The 17828-nt window shown below is 69.7% G+C and carries 15 protein-coding genes; 8 read left to right on the forward strand and 7 right to left on the reverse strand.

Going from position 1 to position 17828, the window contains the following annotated elements; genetic code table 11:
• Positions 1–86 precede the first annotated feature (86 nt).
• The 7 genes from I4Q42_RS11785 (at position 87) to cobA (ending at position 9616) form a co-directional block, all read left to right on the forward strand.
• Complete coding sequence (locus I4Q42_RS11785; RefSeq protein ID WP_198576265.1) at positions 87–665, forward strand: ANTAR domain-containing response regulator; 579 nt, start codon at positions 87–89, stop codon at positions 663–665.
• Positions 662–1828: a CmpA/NrtA family ABC transporter substrate-binding protein gene (locus I4Q42_RS11790; protein ID WP_198576266.1), complete on the forward strand. Its 1167-nt coding sequence runs from the start codon at positions 662–664 to the stop codon at positions 1826–1828. Before I4Q42_RS11785 ends, I4Q42_RS11790 begins: the two co-directional genes overlap by 4 nt.
• Before the next feature lie 255 nt (positions 1829–2083).
• Positions 2084–3304, forward strand: a complete 1221-nt coding sequence (locus tag I4Q42_RS11795) for a nitrate/nitrite transporter (protein ID WP_198576267.1) — start codon at positions 2084–2086, stop codon at positions 3302–3304.
• A gap of 29 nt (positions 3305–3333) precedes the next feature.
• Positions 3334–5799, forward strand: coding sequence for a nitrite reductase large subunit NirB (gene nirB, locus I4Q42_RS11800; RefSeq protein WP_198576268.1), 2466 nt, complete (start codon positions 3334–3336; stop codon positions 5797–5799).
• A complete protein-coding gene (gene nirD / locus I4Q42_RS11805) occupies positions 5796–6149 on the forward strand; it encodes a nitrite reductase small subunit NirD (protein WP_198576269.1) in 354 nt (117 codons plus the stop codon). The genes nirB and nirD overlap by 4 nt, the downstream gene beginning before the upstream one ends.
• A gap of 4 nt (positions 6150–6153) precedes the next feature.
• On the forward strand, positions 6154–8841 hold the full coding sequence (locus tag I4Q42_RS11810; protein ID WP_198576270.1) for a molybdopterin-dependent oxidoreductase: 2688 nt from the start codon (positions 6154–6156) through the stop codon (positions 8839–8841).
• Positions 8831–9616 carry a uroporphyrinogen-III C-methyltransferase gene (cobA, locus tag I4Q42_RS11815; protein WP_198576271.1) on the forward strand — a complete coding sequence of 262 codons (786 nt, stop codon included), beginning with the start codon at positions 8831–8833 and terminating at the stop codon, positions 9614–9616. The genes I4Q42_RS11810 and cobA overlap by 11 nt, the downstream gene beginning before the upstream one ends.
• A gap of 6 nt (positions 9617–9622) precedes the next feature.
• On the opposite strand, the gene mdoH is transcribed toward cobA, so the two are convergent.
• On the reverse strand, positions 9623–11674 hold the full coding sequence (mdoH, locus tag I4Q42_RS11820; RefSeq protein WP_332873075.1) for a glucans biosynthesis glucosyltransferase MdoH: 2052 nt from the start codon (positions 11672–11674) through the stop codon (positions 9623–9625).
• Between the two features lie 37 nt (positions 11675–11711).
• Positions 11712–12866 carry a cystathionine beta-lyase gene (gene metC, locus I4Q42_RS11825; protein ID WP_198576273.1) on the reverse strand — a complete coding sequence of 385 codons (1155 nt, stop codon included), beginning with the start codon at positions 12864–12866 and terminating at the stop codon, positions 11712–11714.
• Between the two features lie 154 nt (positions 12867–13020).
• On the opposite strand from metC, the gene I4Q42_RS11830 reads away from it, so the two are divergent.
• Entirely contained in the window at positions 13021–13554 is a 534-nt protein-coding gene (locus I4Q42_RS11830; protein ID WP_198576274.1) for a hypothetical protein, read from the forward strand.
• Positions 13555–13645: 91 nt separating this feature from the next.
• On the opposite strand, the gene I4Q42_RS11835 is transcribed toward I4Q42_RS11830, so the two are convergent.
• From I4Q42_RS11835 to I4Q42_RS11855, 5 genes are all read right to left on the reverse strand, one after another.
• The gene (locus tag I4Q42_RS11835) at positions 13646–13825 is read right to left on the reverse strand and encodes a DUF1843 domain-containing protein (protein WP_198576275.1); all 180 of its coding nucleotides are present in this window, start codon (positions 13823–13825) and stop codon (positions 13646–13648) included.
• Between the two features lie 236 nt (positions 13826–14061).
• Positions 14062–14928 (reverse strand): 3-mercaptopyruvate sulfurtransferase, encoded by an 867-nt coding sequence (gene sseA, locus I4Q42_RS11840; protein ID WP_198576276.1) that lies wholly within the window; start codon positions 14926–14928, stop codon positions 14062–14064.
• Positions 14929–15097: 169 nt separating this feature from the next.
• Positions 15098–16096, reverse strand: coding sequence for a cysteine synthase A (locus tag I4Q42_RS11845; RefSeq protein WP_198576277.1), 999 nt, complete (start codon positions 16094–16096; stop codon positions 15098–15100).
• 114 nt (positions 16097–16210) lie between these two features.
• Entirely contained in the window at positions 16211–16495 is a 285-nt protein-coding gene (locus I4Q42_RS11850) for a hypothetical protein (RefSeq protein ID WP_198576278.1), read from the reverse strand.
• A 27-nt stretch (positions 16496–16522) separates the two neighbouring features.
• Positions 16523–17749 (reverse strand): SAM-dependent methyltransferase, encoded by a 1227-nt coding sequence (locus I4Q42_RS11855; protein ID WP_198576279.1) that lies wholly within the window; start codon positions 17747–17749, stop codon positions 16523–16525.
• Between the last annotated feature and the right edge of the window lie 79 nt (positions 17750–17828).

Consider the following 17828-nt stretch of genomic DNA (forward strand, 5'->3'; position numbering starts at 1 on the left):
CTCATGCTTGGGCGGAAGCGCGTTCGAGCATGAGCTTGGCCGAAAGAGCCTCCCCCCAAAGGGCGGCGGTCCTTAGGGCGATAGCCATGCGCGTTCTCGTCATCGATCCGGATCCGGCCCGGGCCGCCCTGGTGGCCGAAGGGCTGGCGGGCGTGCACCCGCTGGAGGTCCGCCGCTCGGAACGTTTCGACGAGCGCGAGGCGATCGAGTTCGCGCCCGACGTGGTGGTGATCGCCGCCGAAAGCCCCGACCGCGATACGCTGGAGAGCCTGCGCGAGGCCAGCCAGGCCAATCCGCGTCCGGTGGTGATGTTCGTCGACCGCTCCGAGCCGGGCCTGGCCGAACAGGCCGTCCGCGCCGGCGTGGCGGCCTATGTCGTCGACGGCCTGGCCCCGGCCCGCGTCCGCCCTATCCTCGACGTGGCCATGAGCCGCTTCGCCTTGACCCAGCAGCTTCGCGGCGACCTGGCCAAGGTGAAGGCCGACCTGGAATCACGGAAGACCGTCGAGCGGGCCAAGGGCCTGCTGATGAAGGAGCGGGGGCTGGACGAGGACGGCGCCTATCGCCTGCTGCGCAAGCTGGCCATGGACCGCGGCAAGCCGATCGGCGCGATCGCGGCCGACCTGCTGGCCTTCGCAGGCGTGCTGAAGGGAGACGCCTCGTGAGCGGGCTCGCCGATCTGAAGCTGGGCTTCATTCCCCTGACCGACTGCGCGCCCCTAGTCGCTGCCAAGAGCCTGGGCTTCTTCGCCGAAGAGGGGCTGGACGTCTCGCTCAGCCGCGAGGCCTCGTGGGCGACGATCCGCGACAAGGTCGCCGTCGGCGCGCTGGACGGCGCCCACATGCTGGCGCCGATGGCCCTGGCCGCGGCGGCCGGCGCTACCGGCGGCCTCACCCTCGATGTCGGCCCGTCGCTGATCGCCCCGATGGCCCTGAACCGCAACGGCAGCGCCGTCACGGTCTCCATCGCCCTGGCCGAGGCCATGCGCGCGGCTGATCCCGAGGTGATGACCGAGCAACCGGTCTCGGCCCGCGCCCTGGCCCGGGTCATCGCCGAGCGGGCGGGGCAGGGCGCCGCGCCCCTGACCTTCGCGGTCGTGTTCCCCTATTCGATGCACAATTACGAGCTGCGCTACTGGCTGGCCCAGGCCGGGATCGACCCGGACCGCGATGTGCGCCTGGTCGTTACGCCGCCGCCGCGCATGGTCGAGCAGCTTCGGGCCGGCGACATCGACGGCTTCTGCGTCGGCGCGCCGTGGAACGCCGTGGCCGTGCTCGAAGGTTTGGGCGAGGTGCTGATCAGCGCCTCGGCCTTCTGGCCGGGTGGCCCCGACAAGGTGTTCGGCGTCACCGAAGCCTGGGCTCATCACTATCCGGACGAACTGCGGGCCGCCCTGCGCGCCATGATCCGCGCCTCGGCCTGGGCCGACGATCCGGCCAACCGCCAGGACCTGATCGACCTGCTGGCGCGCCCCGAGCACGTCGGGGTCGCGCCCGAAGCCCTGGCGCGGGCGCTCAACGACGAGATCGTCTTCCACCGCGACGGCGCCGGCCTGCCGCGCCGCGAACATGCGCTGTGGTTCCTGTCGCAGATGGTGCGTTGGGGCCAGGTCAGCGCCGACGCCGACCTGGAGGCGGCGGCCGACGCCGTCTATCGCCCCGACATGTTCCGGGCCGCGGCCCTGACCGTCGGTCCTGTGGTCGATCCCGCCCAGGTCTTCGTGGACGCTCCGCCGCAACTGGCGCCGCTGTTCGAGGGGCCCCGCTTCGATTCCAGCCTCGCCAAGCGTTACGCGGCAGGGTTCTCGATCGGCCGCGCTCGCGCCTGAGGCGCTTTTCCCTCTCGCATCTGCACAATGACTGGGCGCCTCTGGCGCCCTTTTGCTGAGCATTCATACGCTGGCGGCGTTGTGCGGGGCGGCGCCGCTCATCCCCCGTGACATCCGTCCCCGGACCGTTGTTTTGTCATCTCAAGCCTTCGGACAACGGCGTCCGTGGCTGCCAGAGACGACCGCTCGGATGCGGTCACCCGACGAGGCGACGACGCCTCGCTCTTGCAGACACGCAACATTCCGAGGCGCATCATGATTTCTCGTGACTTCCTCAAGGCCGGACATACGCCGACCCTGTTCGCCGCGTTCCTCTATTTCGACCTGTCGTTCATGGTCTGGGTGATCCTCGGCCCGCTGGGCGTGGCCATTGCCAAGGACTTCCATCTCGACCCCGCCCAGAAGGGCCTGATGGTCGCCGTACCCGTGCTGGCCGGCGCCCTGCTGCGCCTCGTCAACGGGGTGCTGGTCGACCGCATCGGCCCCAAGAAGACCGGCATGTTCGGCCAGTTGATCGTGCTGGGCGGCCTGGCCACGGCCTGGCTGCTGGGGGTGCACAACTATCATCAGGTCCTGGCCCTGGGCGTGGTGCTCGGCGTGGCCGGCGCCTCCTTCGCCGTCGCCCTGCCGCTGGCCTCGCGCTGGTATCCGCAGGAGCACCAGGGGTTGGCCCTGGGCATCGCTGGGGCCGGCAACTCGGGCACCGCCCTGGCCGCCCTGTTCGCGCCGATGCTGGCCAAGACCTTCGGCTGGCAAAACGTCATCGGCCTGGCCGCCCTGCCGCTGGCCGTCGCCTTCGTCGTCTACATGCTGCTGGCCAAGGACGCTCCCGAGCAGCCCGCGCCCAAGAAGCTGGCCGAGTATCTCGACGTGCTGAAGGTTCCGGACGCCTGGTGGCTGATGCTGCTCTACGGCGTCACCTTCGGCGGCTTCGTCGGCCTGGCCTCGTCGCTGACCATCTACTTCAACGCCGAATACGGCCTGGATCCGGTGATCGCCGGCTTCTTCACCGCCGCCTGCGTCTTCGCCGGCTCGTTCATCCGCCCGGTCGGCGGGGGCCTGGCCGACCGCTTCGGCGGCGTGCGCACCCTGACTGTCGTCTACGCCTTGGCCGCCGTCGGCCTGGCGGCTGCCAGCTTCAAGCTGCCTTCGCCTTGGCTGGCCCTGGCGGTGCTGATGTTCTCGATGCTGGCCCTGGGCGCGGGCAACGGCGCGGTGTTCCAGCTGGCCCCGCAGCGCTTCCGCAAGGAGATCGGGGTGATGACCGGCCTGATCGGCATGACCGGGGGCATCGGCGGCTTCTACCTGGCCTCCAGCCTCGGCCTCGCCAAGAAACTGACCGGCGACTACCAGGTCGGCTTCCTCGGCTTCGCCGCCCTGGCCGTGTTCGCGCTCTTCGCCCTGCACGGCCTGAAGGCCCGCTGGCGCGCCGTCTGGCCGACCCTGCACGGCGACGCCGCCCCGGTTCGCGTCTGATCCCCATGTTCCGCAACGAGCTCAAAGTCATGACCAAGGAAAAGCTGGTCGTCATCGGCAACGGCATGGCCGGGTGTCGGGCGGTCGAAGAGATCCTCAAGCGCGATCCCTCGCGCTACGAGATCTCGATCTTCGGCGCCGAGCCGCGGGTCAACTACAACCGCATCATGCTCTCGCCCGTGCTGGCGGGCGAGAAGACCTTCGACGACATCGTCATCAACGACGAAGCTTGGTACCGCGACAACGGCATCACCCTGCATGCCGGCCGCTGGGTCACCGGGGTCGACCTGGAAGGCCGCAAGGTGCTGGCCGAGGGCGGTCTCGAGGTTCCCTATGACAAGCTGATCCTGGCCACCGGCTCGGATCCGTTCCGCCTGCCGCTGCCGGGCGCCGACCTGTCGGGCGTGGTCACCTTCCGCGACCTCGACGACGTCGACGCCATGATCGCCGCCTCGGCCAAGCCCGGCGCCCGCGCCGTGGTGATTGGCGGCGGCCTGCTGGGCCTGGAAGCCGCCTACGGCCTGGCCCGTCGCGGCATGGGCGCCACGGTCGTCCACCTGATGGACGTGCTGATGGAGCGCCAGCTCGACGAGAGCGCCGGCTATCTGCTGCGCGAGGCCCTGCTGGAGCGCGGCGTCGAGACCGTGCTGGGCGCTCACTCCGAAGCGATCGTCGGAGAGGACGGCAAGGTCACGGGCCTGAAGCTGAAGGACGGCCGCACCCTGCCTTGCGACATCCTGGTGATGGCGGTCGGCATCCGGCCGAACGCCACCCTGGCCAAGGCGAGCGGCCTGCAGGTCAATCGCGGCATCATCGTCGACGACGCCATGCGCACCTCCGATCCGGCGGTGTTCTCGGTCGGCGAGTGCGTCGAGCACCGCGGCGCCTGCTACGGCCTGGTGGCCCCCATCTGGGACATGTGCCGGGCCCTGGCCGAGGAACTGACCGACGGGGCCGGCGCCTATGCCGGCTCGGTGCTGTCGACCCGCCTGAAGGTCTCGGGCGTCGACGTGTTCTCGGCCGGCAAGTTCGCCGGCGGCGAGGGCTGCGAGGACATCGTGTTCCGCGACGCCGGCCGCGGCGTCTACAAGCGCGTGGTCATTGAGGACGGCAAGGTCGCCGGGGCGGTGCTGTTCGGCGACGCGGCCGACGGCGGCTGGTACTTCGACCTGATGAAGGCCGGCACCGACGTCGCCGACATCCGCGACACCATCATCTTCGGCCAGGCGATCACGGAAGGGCTGTCCGGCCTGGACCCTAGCGCGGCCGTTGCGGCCATGCCCGATACGCAGGAAATCTGCGGCTGCAACGGCGTCTGCAAGGGGGCGATCACTTCCGCCATCACCACCCAGGGTCTGACCAGCCTGGACGACGTTCGCGCCGTTACCAAGGCCTCGGCCTCGTGCGGTTCGTGCACGCCGCTGGTCGAGCAGGTCATCCGCGCCACGCTCGGCGACGGCTTCAAGGCTCAGACGGGCCCCAAGCCGATGTGCAAGTGTACGCACCACCCGCACGGCGTGGTGCGCGAGGCGATCCTGGCCCAGGACCTGAGGTCCATGCCCGCGGTCATGCAGGCCATGGAATGGACCACGCCCGACGGCTGCGCCTCGTGCCGGCCGGCCCTCAACTACTACCTGCTGTGCGCCTGGCCCGGCGAGTACAAGGACGACAGCCAGTCGCGCTTCATCAACGAGCGCGTCCACGCCAACATCCAGAAGGATGGCACCTACTCGGTCGTCCCGCGCATGTGGGGCGGCATGACGACGCCCGACGAGCTGCGCGCCATCGCCGACGTGGCCGACAAGTACGCGATCCCCTCGGTGAAGGTGACCGGCGGCCAGCGCATCGACCTCTTGGGCGTCAAGAAGGACGACCTGCCCGCGGTGTGGGCCGACCTCAACGCGGCGGGCATGGTCAGCGGCCACGCCTACGCCAAGGGCCTGCGCACGGTGAAGACCTGCGTCGGCAGCGACTGGTGCCGGTTCGGCACCCAGGACTCCACCGGTCTCGGCATCAAGCTCGAGAAGTTCATGTGGGGTTCGTGGGCGCCGGCCAAGGTCAAGCTGGCGGTGTCGGGTTGCCCCCGCAACTGCGCGGAATCGACCTGCAAGGACATCGGCGTGATCTGCGTCGACAGCGGCTACGAGATCCATGTCGGCGGCGCCGCCGGCCTGCACATCCAGGGCACGCAGCTGCTGACCAAGGTCGCCACCGAGGAGGAGGCGATCCAGCTGATCTCGGCGGTCATGCAGATGTACCGCGAGGGCGGCTGGTACCTGGAGCGGATCTACAAGTGGATGGCCCGCATCGGCCTGGAAACCATCCACGCGGCCACCGTCGAGGACCTCGACAACCGCGCCGCGCTCTTCGCCCGCTTCGTGATCTCGCAGGAGACCGCCCAGGTCGATCCGTGGGCCGAGCGCGCCAGCAAGGGCGTCGAGGCCGGTGAATTCAAGCCGATGGCGACGCTTCCGATGGGGATGGCTGCGGAATGACGATCCAGACTTTCGACATCGACCCCGACTGGCACGACGTGGGCGCCGTCACCGACATCCCAGAGCGGGGCTCGCGTCGGGTGGCGACGGCCCAGGGCGACGTGGCTGTGTTCCGCACCAGCGACGGCCAGGTCTTCGCCCTGGTCGACCGCTGCCCGCACAAGCATGGACCGCTGAGCCAGGGCATCGTCCACGGCCACGGCGTGACCTGTCCGCTGCACAGCTGGGTCATCGACCTGAAGACCGGCCACCCCACCGGCGCCGACGCCGGCAAGGGTTGCACCCCGGTGGTGCCGGTGCGGGTGCAGGACGGCCGGGTCCTGCTGGCCCAGCCGGTGATGGCGGCCTGATCCGATGGCCGACGGCTCCGGCGTCATCGCGACGGTCAGGACCACCTGCCCCTATTGCGGGGTGGGCTGCGGCGTCGCCGGCGCGGCGGGACCCGACCGGGCCCTGGCCGTGTCGGGCGACCGCCAGCATCCGGCCAACCTTGGCCGGCTGTGCTCCAAGGGCTCGGCGCTGGGAGCCACGGTCGGTCTCGGCGGACGCCTGCTGGAGCCGACGATCAACGGCCGCGTCGCCTCCTGGGGCGAAGCGACGTCGCTGGTCGCCAAGCGCTTCCGCGACACCATCGCCCGCCACGGCCGCGATAGCGTCGCCTTCTACGTCTCCGGTCAGCTGCTGACCGAGGACTACTACGTCGCCAACAAGCTGATGAAGGGCTTCATCGGTTCGGGCAATATCGACACCAACAGCCGTCTCTGCATGGCCTCGGCCGTCGCCGCCCACAAGCAGGCCTTCGGCGCCGACCTGGTGCCCGGCTGCTACGAGGATCTCGACGAGGCCGACCTGGTGGTCTTCGCCGGCCACAACGCCGCCTGGACCCACCCGATCCTGTTCCGCCGCCTGGAGACCGCCAAGGCCCGCGGCCAGAAGCACGTGGTCATCGACCCGCGCCGCACCGACACCGCCGAGGGCGCCGACCTGCATCTTGCGATCGCTCCGCAGAGCGACGTGCGGCTGTGGAACGGCCTGCTGGCCGAGATCGACCGTCGCGGCCAGCTCGACCTCGACTACATCCGCGAGCACGTGAACGGCATCGACGCCGTCCGCGAGGCCTTGGTGCAGGACGATCAGTCGCCCGCCGCCGTCGCCGCCGACTGCGGCGTGGCGGTGGAAGACCTGCTGACCTTCTACGACCTGTTCGCCGCCTACCCGAAGACCGTCAGCCTGTTCTCGATGGGCTCCAACCAGTCGGCCCAGGGCGTCGCCAAGGGCCTGGCGATCATCAACACGCACCTGGCCACCGGCCGCATCGGCAAGCCGGGCGCCTGCCCGTTCTCGATCACCGGCCAGCCCAACGCCATGGGCGGGCGCGAGACCGGCGGCATGGCCAACACCCTGGCCGGCCATATGGACTTCGCCCCCGAAGACCGCGACCGCGTCGCCCGCTTCTGGGGCGCGCCCGACACCGCCCGCGCGCCGGGCCTGAAGGCCGTCGAGATGTTCGAGGCGGTGCGGTCTGGCAAGATCAAGGCGATCTGGGTGATGGCCACCAACCCCGCCGTCAGCCTGCCCAACGCCGGCGCGGTGCGCGAGGCGCTGGAAAAGTGCCCCTTCGTCGTGGTCTCCGACTGCGTCGAAACCGACACCACGGCCTATGCCCATGTGAAGCTGCCGGCCCTGGCCTGGGCCGAGAAGGACGGCACGGTCACCAATTCCGAGCGCCGCATCTCCCGCCAGCGGGCCCTGTTCGCCGCGCCCGGCCAGGCCCGCGCCGACTGGCGGATCATGGCCGACGTCGCTCAGGGCATGGGCTTCGACGGTTTCGGCTGGCCCTCGCAAGGCTCGATCTTCCGCGAATGGGCGCGCCTGACCGCCTATGAGAACAAGGGCTCGCGCCTGCTCGATCTGACGGGCCTGGCCGCCATGACCCCCGACGACTACGCCGCCATGACCCCGATCCAGTGGCCGGTCCGCGTCGAAGGGCAGGGCACGCCGCGCCTGTTCGTCAACGGCCGCTACCAGACGCCTGACGCCCGCGCCCGCATGGTTCCGGTGCGCCCCAAGGGGCCAGCCGACGCCGTCAGCGACGCCTTCCCGATGTCGCTCAACACCGGCCGCATCCGCGACCAGTGGCACACCATGACCCGTACGGGCCTGGCCCCCGACCTCTGTCGCCACGCCCCCGAGCCCTTCGTCGAGATCCACCCGGCCGACGCCGAGGGCCTGGGGATCAAGGACGGCGCCCTGACCCGCGTCTCCACGGTGCGCGGCGAGGCCGTGGCTCTGGCCAAGGTCACAGACCGCCAGCGACGCGGCGGCCTGTTCATGCCGATGCACTGGACCGACGCCTTCGCGCCGTCGGGCAAGTCCAACCACCTGATCGCGCCCAATCTCGACCCGACCTCCGGCCAGCCGGAGTTCAAGCACACGCCGGCCCGCGCGCGGCCTTATCGCGAGACCTGGAAGGGCTTCTTCCTCACCCGCGAGACCATCGCCGCGCCCGCCGGCCTCGACCTCGTCTGGCGGCGCATCCCGCAGGATGCGGCCCAACTGCACGAATTCGCCGGCCGGGGCGACGCCGCCGAGCGTGACGCTCTGCGCAAGCGCCTGACCAAGGGCCTGACCGGCGAGACCACGGTGTTCGAGGACGCCGGCGCCGGTTCGCGTCGCGAGGCCTGGATCGAGGATGGCAAGCTGGTCGCCGTGCTGTTCCAGACCGCCGCCGGCCGTCTGCCGCCGCGCGACTGGCTGGCCGACCTGTTCGCCCTCGACCAGCTGTCGGCCCAGGACCGCTCGTCCCTGCTGATCGGCCGCCCGCCCGGCGCGCCGGTCGACAAGGGGCCGATGGTGTGCGCCTGCCTGAAGGTGGGGGCCAAGGCCGTCGACGCCGCCATCGTCGCCGGGGCCGCTACCGCCGACGCGGTCGGCGCGGCCACCGGCGCCGGAACCAACTGCGGCTCGTGCCGTCCGGAGATCGCCCGGATGATCGCCGCCGCCGCTTCCCTCAAGGCCAAGGAGACCGCCGATGTCGCATGATGCTGGCTTGGGAGACGTCCTGCTGGTCGGCGCCGGTCCAGGCCCGGTCGACCTGATGACCCTGCGCGCCGCCCGCGCGGTCGAGGGCGCCCAGGCGCTGCTCTACGACGCCCTGGTCTCGGACGAGGCCATCGCCCTGGCGCCGGCCGGTTGCGTGCGCATCCTGACTGGCAAGCGCTCGGGCCGGCCCAGCATGAAGCAGGAGGCGATCAACCGCCTGATGCTGCGCCTGGCGCGTCGCGGGCTGCGCGTCGTGCGGCTGAAGGGCGGCGATCCGTCGGTGTTCGGCCGGGTGGGCGAGGAAGCCGAGTTCCTCCGTGCGCATGGCGTGTCGGTCGAGGTCGTGCCCGGCGTCACCGCCGCCAGCGCCGCCGCCGCCCAGTTCAACTTCCCGCTCACCCATCGCGGCGAGGCCCGCCGGGTGATCTTCACCACGGCCCGGGTCGGCAGCGGCGACGTCATCGAGGACTGGGCCGCCGCCTCGGATCCCGAGGCCACGGTTGCCGTCTACATGGGCGGGGAAGCCGCGGCCGAGCTCGGCCGTCGCCTGATCGCCGCCGGTCGTTCGCCCAGCACCCCGACCCTGGTGGTGGAGCGGGCCGGCGATCCGGCCGCCGCCCTGCGCACCGGTCGCCTCGACACCCTGCCGCAACTGCTGACGGGCGGGACCGGCGGTCCGGTGCTGATCGTCATCGGCGCTGTCGCCCGTCGCGCCCAGGACCTGCGCTGGACGCCGGAACTGGCGCAGATCGAGGCCAGCGCCCGCCGCGCCTGACGGGCCTCAGGCCGCGACGGTTTCCGCGGTCTCCACGAGTTCGGGCAGCGCCTCCGCGGGACGCTTGTAGGCGTGCCGCAGCAGGCGCGACGGGTCGAGCTCGCTGGGCACGATCAGCAGGCCGCGTCGGCGCAGGGCCAGGCCCCAGCGCGCGCTGCCCGTCACCACCGACACCGCCGGCGCGATCGCCAGGCCCAGGGCGGCTGGCAGGATCCAGATCCCCAGCGAGGGACCGGCCAGCACCGCGCAGACCAGCAGGGCCAGGCCGGCGATGACTTCCGGCGTGTGCCGCCGCAGCGCCTCGCCCCAGTCCGTACCGGCGGCGTCGCGCCGCTGTACGGCCCAGCCGGAGTCGCGGCCGGCCACGATGTCGAGCAGGGCGCGTGCATGGCCGAACAGCATAGCCGGCGCGGCCAGGGTCGAATGGACGGTCTCGACCGCCACCGACGCCCATAGCCGTCCAACGCCGCCGTAGCCGTCGGCATGACCTTCTCGGCAGGTCAGGATCACCGCCAGCACCTTGGGCGCGGCCAGGAAGATCAGGGAGACAGCGAAGGCGCTGGCCGCGCCCTCGACCAGGAAGAACTCGGCGTCCTCCGCACCGGCGACGGGGAAGGCGGCCAGCAGGGCGCTCAACACCACCAGCAGCAGCCAGACCGGGGCCAGGGCGTAGGCCAGGGCGCCGCGCAGCAGGTGCAGGCGGCTGATCGGATGCAGGCCCTTGACGCCCAGGATCGCCAGGTGCTGCAGGTTGCCCTGGCACCAGCGGCGGTCGCGGGCCAGCAGGTCCGACAGGGTCGGCGGGGCCTCCTCGTGCACGCCTTCCAAAGTCGGCGCCATGCGCACGGCCCAGCCGCCGCGCCGCATCAGGGCAGCCTCGACGAAATCGTGGCTGAGGATCGCGCCGCCGAACGGCGCCTTGCCCGGCAGATGGGGCAGGCCGCAGCACTCGGCGAAGGCGCGGGTGCGGATCATGGCGTTGTGGCCGAAATAATTGGCCTCGGCGCCGCTCCACCAGGCCAGGCTCCAGGTGGCCAGCGGGCCGTAGACCCAGCTGGCGAACTGCTCGGCGCGGCTGAGCAGCGTGCTGCGGCCAACGATGGTGGTGCCCGCCTGCAGCACGCCCAGGGTCGCGTCGGCCTCCATGGCTCCCGCCATGCGGCGCAGCGAACGGGCGTTGATCAGGCTGTCGGCGTCCAGCACGACCATGCACTCATAGGCCCCGCCGAACCGGCGCACCCATTCGGCGATGTTGCCGGTCTTGCGGTCGATGTTGTCGACCCGGCGGCGGTAATAGACCGGGGTGGGCGAGGGGCCAGCCCTGGCGACCAAGGCGGCCTCCAACTCGGCCGCGGCGATGGCCTCGTTGCGGGTGTCGCTGAGCACGAAGATGTCGAAGGTCGCCGACAGCCGCTCGCGGTCCAGGTCGACGCGCATGGCCTCCAGTCGGGCGAACACCGAGGCGACGTCCTCGTTGTAGATCGGCGCCAGCAGGGCGACCCGTCCTTTAAGGTGCGATGATGGAGGACCCTCCAGCCGCCGCTCCCAACTATATTTGGCAAGTGCAAGCTGAAAGCCGCCTAGCGAAGCTGAGAACGAAAAACCCGTCCAAGCGAGCAACGTCGCCACGAGCAGGGCGTCGATAAACTCCAGCAGGCTGACACCCCCCGCCGCGAAGGCGTCTAGCATCGAGCTCAAACCAAACACAAAAGCCAGCATCGTGACGCCAAGCAATGTGAGGCGCCGGCTCAACCGTGATCGCGCCAGCCGCCGCCGTCCCCTGGCAGGCGCAGATAACACGCGCACTGGCATCGAGAGCGGCGCTTCGGCTGGAAGCCAAGCTTCCGGTCCGGCCTCCCGCTGAGCGGCTTCTACATCGTTACAGGGCTGAAGCCGATCGGCGAGGCGAGCGTCCATTGGGGCTCCTTTCGCGCGAAGAACCCCTGACGTAGCAACGGGTTGCGACGTGACGGAAATATAACGGCGGTCGCGTTTCGAGCGCTTCCACGCGGGCGAAAGGCGCCGCGACAAACAGCAAATTCGGCCGTTCGGCCGCATTTGGGTCACGGTTGCGGCGACCGTGCGGCGCGCCGCCTCAAGCCGTCGCCAGGGCCGCGCAACCGCGCTCGAGGTCGGCGATCAGGTCGCCCGGCGCCTCCAGGCCGATGTGCAGGCGCAGCAGTGGTCCTTCGAAGTTCAGCGGCTTCGAGCGGCTCTTCAGCTGCGGATCGCAATGGATCGCCAGGCTCTCGTAGCCGCCCCACGAGAAGCCGAGGCCAAACAGGGTCAGGGCGTCGAGGAAGGCGTGCACGGACTTCTGCGAGGTCGGTTTCAGCACGACGCCGAACAGCCCGCAGGCGCCGGAGAAGTCACGCTTCCAGATCGCATGGCCCGGATCCTCGGGCAGGGCGGGATGCAGCACCCGGGCGACCTCGGGCCGCTGTTGCAGCCAGCGGGCCACGGCCAGGCCGTTCTCCTCGTGGCGCGGAAGGCGCGTGGCCAGGGTGCGCAGACCGCGCAGCATGGCGTAGGCGTCGTCGGGCGACACCGACCAGCCCACGTCCCACATGGCGTTGCCCAATTCGTCGCCGATCACCGGGTCCATGGTCGTGGCGCTGCCCATGAAGCAGTCGGAGTGGCCGCCGACATATTTGGTCAGGGCCTGGACGCTGATCGTCACCCCGTGCGCCAGCGGCTTGAACAGCAGGCCGGCCGCCCAGGTGTTGTCGATCAGGGTCAGGATGCCCCGGGCGTTGGCGGCCGCGGCGATGGCCGGCACGTCCTGCATCTCGAAGGTCAGGGAGCCGGGGGCTTCCAGCAGGATCAGCCGGGTCTTCGGACCGGCCAAAGCCAACAGCGCGTCGGCGTCCAGCGAGGGATCGTAGTAGCGGGTGGTGACGCCGAAGCGGGTCAGAAAGCGGTCGCAGAACCGGCGGGTCGGCTTGTAGGCGCTGTCGACCACCAGCACCTCGTCGCCGGCCTTCAGCACCGCCATCATCGCCCCGGTGATCGCCGCCAGGCCCGAGGGATACAGCGTGACGTCCGGCGAGCCCTCAAGCTCGGCCAGGGCCGCCTGCAAGGCGGCCGGCGAGGACAGGCCGGTGATGCCGTAGGACAGCTGGTTGTCGTCGTACAGCGCGGCGGCGTTGGGCATCAGCACGGTCGAGCCGCGCTGGATCGGCGGGTTGACGGTCCGCGCCAGCGACTGGGCCTGCAGGCCCGAACGGATCAGGCGGGTCTTCTCGTCCATGGCGGCGGGACTCGTGAACACGGAAAGGAACCCGTCGTTTAAGGTCGCCGGTGGCCGCGGTTCAAGCTTTCGATCGTCGGCGTGGCGGCGCGGGCGGAGAATCTGCCATCTAGGCGCGAGCACGTCGGCCTAGCCGGCTGCGCGAGGGGATCAGATGAGAATTTCGGTTTTGTTGCTGGCGAGTGCGGCTCTGGTCATGGGCGGCATGGCCTTCGCCGAAGAGGCCCCGGTCGGGCCTCCAGCCCAAGTGCGGGCTTTGACCGGCTGCTGGCGCGGCGAGGGGGCGGTGATGGGCAAGCCCGTGACCATCGCCCTGGCCGTCAAGACCACGGCCGGCGACGCCATGGTCCTGGTCGAGGCCGACAGTCACGCCAAGGCCGATCCCGCCGATACCTACGCCGCTCACCTGCTGTTCGGCGGCCGCACGACCAAGACCGCGGAACCGGCCGCCGTCATCGGTCTGTGGGCCGACAGTTTCGGCGGCGATGGGGCGTCCATGGGAACCGGCGCGGTGACCGCCGAAGGTTTCGAGGTCGCCTATCCCTATGATCGCTCCAGCTTCGTCAATCGCTGGACGGTGAAGGCCGACAAGGTCGGCTGGACCATCGTCGTCCGCGACGCTGGCGGCAAGGAGCAGGCCTTCGCCAGCTATGCGCTGGCCAAGGCGGGGTGCGCCAAGGGCCGGTGAAGTCATCTAGCCCTTCCTTCTCCCTTTGCGGGAGAAGGTGGCGCCGAAAGGCGACCGCTCGCGATGGTGCACGTGCACCTTGGCCGGGACCTCAGGACGACTTTTCGGCTTTGGCGATTTCGACCTTGAGGGCCGCGAGCAGGGTCTGGAGGTCGCCATACTGCTGCAGGTGGGCCTCGGCCTCGGCTTTGAGCTTTTTCAGCTCGTCCAGGTCGCCGGCGGCGATGGCGTCGCTGATGGGGGCCGCATAGAGCGGACGGAAGGACGACATGGCGTTTTCTCCCCACGAACGCGCCGGCTGATCCGCCGATCGCGCGGTTGCGTGCTCGGCGCCACGATGGTCGCGCCGAAGGTCTTTAAGCTAATGGGCACTGGCGGGGAGCGACGTACGGCCTGGCCGTCGTCCATGGCGGCTTGCGGCCGACCCGCAACACGTCGAGCGTCGGCCACGCGGTGCATCTCGTCAATTTCAGATTGTATTCGAAATTAATATAATCCTGGGTGTTTTTACACGGCCAGATCGGCCACTGGGCCGGTCGCGACCGGCGCGTCGTCGCGGCCGCCCCATTCGGTCCATGAGCCGTCATAGACCGCCGCCCGGGGCTTGCCGAGGCGATGCAGCGCCAGGGCCGTGACCGAGGCGGTGATGCCCGAGCCGCAGCTGGCGGCGATCGGCTTTTCGATGTCCAAGCCGGCGTCGGCGAAGACCGTCCTAAGCTGCTCGGCCGGCAGCATCGTCGCGTCGGCCGCCAGCATCGCGGCCAGCGGAATGTTGCGCGAGCCGGGGATGTGGCCGCTCTTGAGGCCCGCGCGCGGCTCGGGAACCTCGCCGGTGAAGCGGCCGGCGGCGCGGGCGTCGATCACCTGCTCGCGGCCGGTCTCCAGGTTGCGCTTGATCTGGTCGAAGCTGCGGACAAGGTCGGCCTGCAGGCGCGGCGTGAAGTGACGCTCCTGCGGCGCGGCGGGACCGTCTTCCAGCGGGCGGCCCTCGGCGACCCACTTGGGCAGGCCGCCGTCCAGCACCACGACGTCCTCGTGGCCCATGACGCGGAAGTTCCACCACACCCGGGCGGCCGGCAGGATGCCGGTGCTGTCGTAGACGACGATGCGGGCGCCATCGCCCAGGCCCAGCTTGCGCACCCGCGAGGCGAACTTGACGCCGCTGGCCAGCATGTGGGGCAGGGGCGAGGTCTCGTCGGCGATTTCGTCGATGTCGAAGAACACCGCGCCGGGGATGTGGCCGGCCTCGAACTCGACCTTGGGATCGCGCGGCGTGCCGGGCATGAACCACGAGGCGTCGACGATCCGCACGTCCGGCGCGTCGAGATGGTCGGCCAGCCAGGCGGTCGTGACGAGCGGATCGACGTGGGTCATGGCTGGCCTTTCGAACTAAAGCGAGGGCGGCAACTTCATGTGCGCCGCGCACAAGCGCAAGCAACGAAAACCACGCCCTTCGACAAGCTCAGGGTGAGGTTTTCGACTGCGAGGTCTTTGCCCTGTTCCTCATCCTGAGCCTGTCGAAGGACGAGGAACATGCACGGTCTTACAGCCAGGGCGGCGTCGGCAGGCCCTTCTCGGCCAGGAACTCGGGATTGAACAGCTTGCTCTGGTAGCGCGAGCCGTGGTCGCAGAGGATGGTCACGATGGTGTGGCCGGGACCAAGATCCCTGGCCAGGCGCACGGCGCCGGCGACGTTGATCCCGGTCGAGCCGCCCAGGCACAGGCCCTCGTGCTGAACCAGATCGAAGATCTGCTCCATCATCTCCTCGTCTGAGACGCGGTAGGGATGGTCGATGGCCAGGCCTTCGAGATTGGCGGTGATCCGGCCCTGGCCGATGCCTTCGCTGATCGAATTGCCCTCGGCCTTCAGCTCGCCGGCCGCGTACCAGTTGTAGAGCGAGGCGCCGCCCGGGTCGGCCAGGCCGATCTTCACACCCGGCTTGCGCTCGCGCAGGGCTTGGGCCACGCCGGCCAGGGTGCCACCCGAGCCGACGGCGCAGATGAAGCCGTCGACCTTGCCGCCGGTCTGTTCCCAGATCTCGGGGCCGGTCGTCTGGTAGTGAGCCTGGCGGTTGGCGACGTTGTCGAACTGGTTGGCCCAGATCGCGCCATTGGGCTCGGTCTTGGCCAGTTCCTCGGCCAGCCGGCCGGAATAGCGGACGTAGTTGTCGGGGTTGGAATAGGGGACGGCGTCCACCTCGACCAGCTCGGCGCCGAGCAGGCGGATGGCGTCCTTCTTCTCCTGGCTCTGGGTGCGCGGGATGACGATCGTCGTCTTGTAGCCGAGCGCCGAGGCGACCATGGCCAGGCCGATGCCGGTGTTGCCGGCCGTGCCCTCGACCACCCGGCCGCCCGGCCGCAGCAGGCCTCGCGCTTCCGCGTCGCGGATGATGCTGAGCGCGGCGCGGTCCTTCACCGACTGGCCGGGGTTCATGAACTCGGCCTTGCCCAGGATCTCGCAGCCGGTGGCCTCGCTGGCCCGGTTGAGGCGGATCAGCGGGGTGTTGCCGATGGCGTCGAGAACATTGGCGGTGACGGGCATGGTCGAAATCTTGGGTCTTCGCGCGAGGGTGCGCCTTCTGGAGCTAGGGTAGATCGCGATGCGGCCGCCCGGATCAATCCAGTTTTCCTGAAAGCCAGGGTTTGGGCCGCAGCTTCAGTGCGTGGTGGGCTCGGTTTGGATGACGTTGAGCAGGGCCAAGCCCCCGGCCGTGGCCGTCGCCGCGCACCAGGCCCCGCACAGGCCCTCTATTCCCACAAGGCTGTTCTCGACTGCATCGGCCATGATGCCCTCGGCCACGACCGACGACGGTTCGCCCAGCAACTGGTTGTCGTGCAACTCGCGGCACCAGGCGCCGACCGCCTCGACCGGCGTGTCGGCGTCGAACTGCGAGAGGTAGGTCCCGCCGTGATAGTCCAGCACCAGGGTGAAGAGCGACACGGCGAGATCTCCTAGCTGCGGCTCATCCTAATTTCGGCTCAGGCCCAATTGAATGACATTGGTCCGCTCCGTGCGAAAGCCCGCTTCGCAATAGGCGAGGTAGAACTTCCAGAGCCGGCGGAAGCGTTCGTCGAAGCCGAGGGGGCGGATGTCGTCCCAGGCGGTCTCGAACCGCCTGTTCCAGTCGGCCAGGGTGTCGGCGTAGTCCTGGCCAAAGCGGCGGACGTTCTCCCACGACAGGCCGGCGCGATCGGTCTCCTGCTTCAGGCGGGTCTCGCTGGGCAGCATGCCGCCGGGGAAGACGTAGCGCTGGATGAAGTCGGTCTGCTTGCGATAGTGGGCGAAGAGCTCGTCCCTGATGGTGATGATCTGCAGGCCGGCGCGGCCGCTGGGCGCCAGCAGGTCGTGGACCTTGTCGAAATAGGTCGGCCAGTATTCCTCGCCGACGGCCTCGAACATCTCGATCGAGGCCACGCCGTCGAAGCGGCCCTCGACGTCGCGATAGTCCATCAGCCGGATGTCGACCTTGTCGGCCAGGCCCAGCGCGAAAAGGCGCCGGCGGGCGAAGTCGTGCTGGGCCTTGGAGATGGTCACGGCGGTGACCCGGGCGCCAACCTTCTTGGCCGCGTATTCGACGAACCCGCCCCAGCCGCAGCCGATCTCCAGCACGTGCTTGTCGGGCGTCAGGCCGATGGACTGGGCCAGGGCCTCGTACTTGCGGGCCTGGGCCGCCTCGAGCCGGGCGTTGGGATCCCGGTCGTAGAGGGCCGACGAATAGGTCATCGTCGGGTCCAGCCACTGCGAATAGAAGGCGTTGCCCAGGTCGTAGTGGGCGTGGATGTTGCGCTTGGAGCCCTCGCGGTCGTTGCGATTGGTGCGGTGGAACAGCAGGTTGGCCAGCCGCATCAGGGGATTGCCGCGCACCAGGGCCGACAGCTTGTCGAAGTTCAGGGCGAAGGCGGTCAGCACGGCCGAAAGGTCGGGCGTCTCCCACTCGCCGGCCATGTAGCCTTCGGCAAAGCCGATGTCGCCCGAGGCGAAGGCCCGGCGGATGAAGCGATAGTCGTGCACGCGGATGACGGCGTCGGGTCCCGGGGTCTTGCCGTCGATGCGCAGCGGCTGGCCCGTGGGCAGGACGAAGGTCAGCGACCCGATGGCCCAGTTCTCGACGGCGACCCGAAGCGCCGCGCGAAAAGCGGCCGGGGCGGCGCGGAGGTGATCGTTACGCCACTGGGCGTGCAGAGTGTCGGTCATCGGCTCTCCCGTCCCATACTCGGGACAAATCAGACCCCCAAAAACCGACACTTGAGATGGGAACGCACGCGGTTGTCCG

The sequence above is a fragment of the Caulobacter hibisci genome (assembly GCF_016135805.1).
GTDB classification, from domain to species: Bacteria; Pseudomonadota; Alphaproteobacteria; order Caulobacterales; family Caulobacteraceae; genus Caulobacter; species Caulobacter hibisci.

What these genes read in the sequence shown, in the direction of transcription:
- metC (WP_198576273.1), bottom strand. Translation starts at nt 12,866, where the DNA reads ATGGACGAGAAGACCCGCCTGATCCGTTCGGGCCTGCAGGCCCAGTCG.
- mdoH (WP_332873075.1), bottom strand. Translation starts at nt 11,674, where the DNA reads ATGCGGCCGAACGGCCGAATTTGCTGTTTGTCGCGGCGCCTTTCGCCC.
- I4Q42_RS11845 (WP_198576277.1), bottom strand. Translation starts at nt 16,096, where the DNA reads ATGCCCGTCACCGCCAATGTTCTCGACGCCATCGGCAACACCCCGCTG.
- I4Q42_RS11835 (WP_198576275.1), bottom strand. Translation starts at nt 13,825, where the DNA reads ATGTCGTCCTTCCGTCCGCTCTATGCGGCCCCCATCAGCGACGCCATC.
- cobA (WP_198576271.1), top strand. Translation starts at nt 8,831, where the DNA reads ATGTCGCATGATGCTGGCTTGGGAGACGTCCTGCTGGTCGGCGCCGGT.
- I4Q42_RS11830 (WP_198576274.1), top strand. Translation starts at nt 13,021, where the DNA reads ATGAGAATTTCGGTTTTGTTGCTGGCGAGTGCGGCTCTGGTCATGGGC.
- I4Q42_RS11810 (WP_198576270.1), top strand. Translation starts at nt 6,154, where the DNA reads ATGGCCGACGGCTCCGGCGTCATCGCGACGGTCAGGACCACCTGCCCC.
- I4Q42_RS11785 (WP_198576265.1), top strand. Translation starts at nt 87, where the DNA reads ATGCGCGTTCTCGTCATCGATCCGGATCCGGCCCGGGCCGCCCTGGTG.
- I4Q42_RS11855 (WP_198576279.1), bottom strand. Translation starts at nt 17,749, where the DNA reads ATGACCGACACTCTGCACGCCCAGTGGCGTAACGATCACCTCCGCGCC.
- sseA (WP_198576276.1), bottom strand. Translation starts at nt 14,928, where the DNA reads ATGACCCACGTCGATCCGCTCGTCACGACCGCCTGGCTGGCCGACCAT.
- I4Q42_RS11795 (WP_198576267.1), top strand. Translation starts at nt 2,084, where the DNA reads ATGATTTCTCGTGACTTCCTCAAGGCCGGACATACGCCGACCCTGTTC.
- nirD (WP_198576269.1), top strand. Translation starts at nt 5,796, where the DNA reads ATGACGATCCAGACTTTCGACATCGACCCCGACTGGCACGACGTGGGC.
- nirB (WP_198576268.1), top strand. Translation starts at nt 3,334, where the DNA reads ATGACCAAGGAAAAGCTGGTCGTCATCGGCAACGGCATGGCCGGGTGT.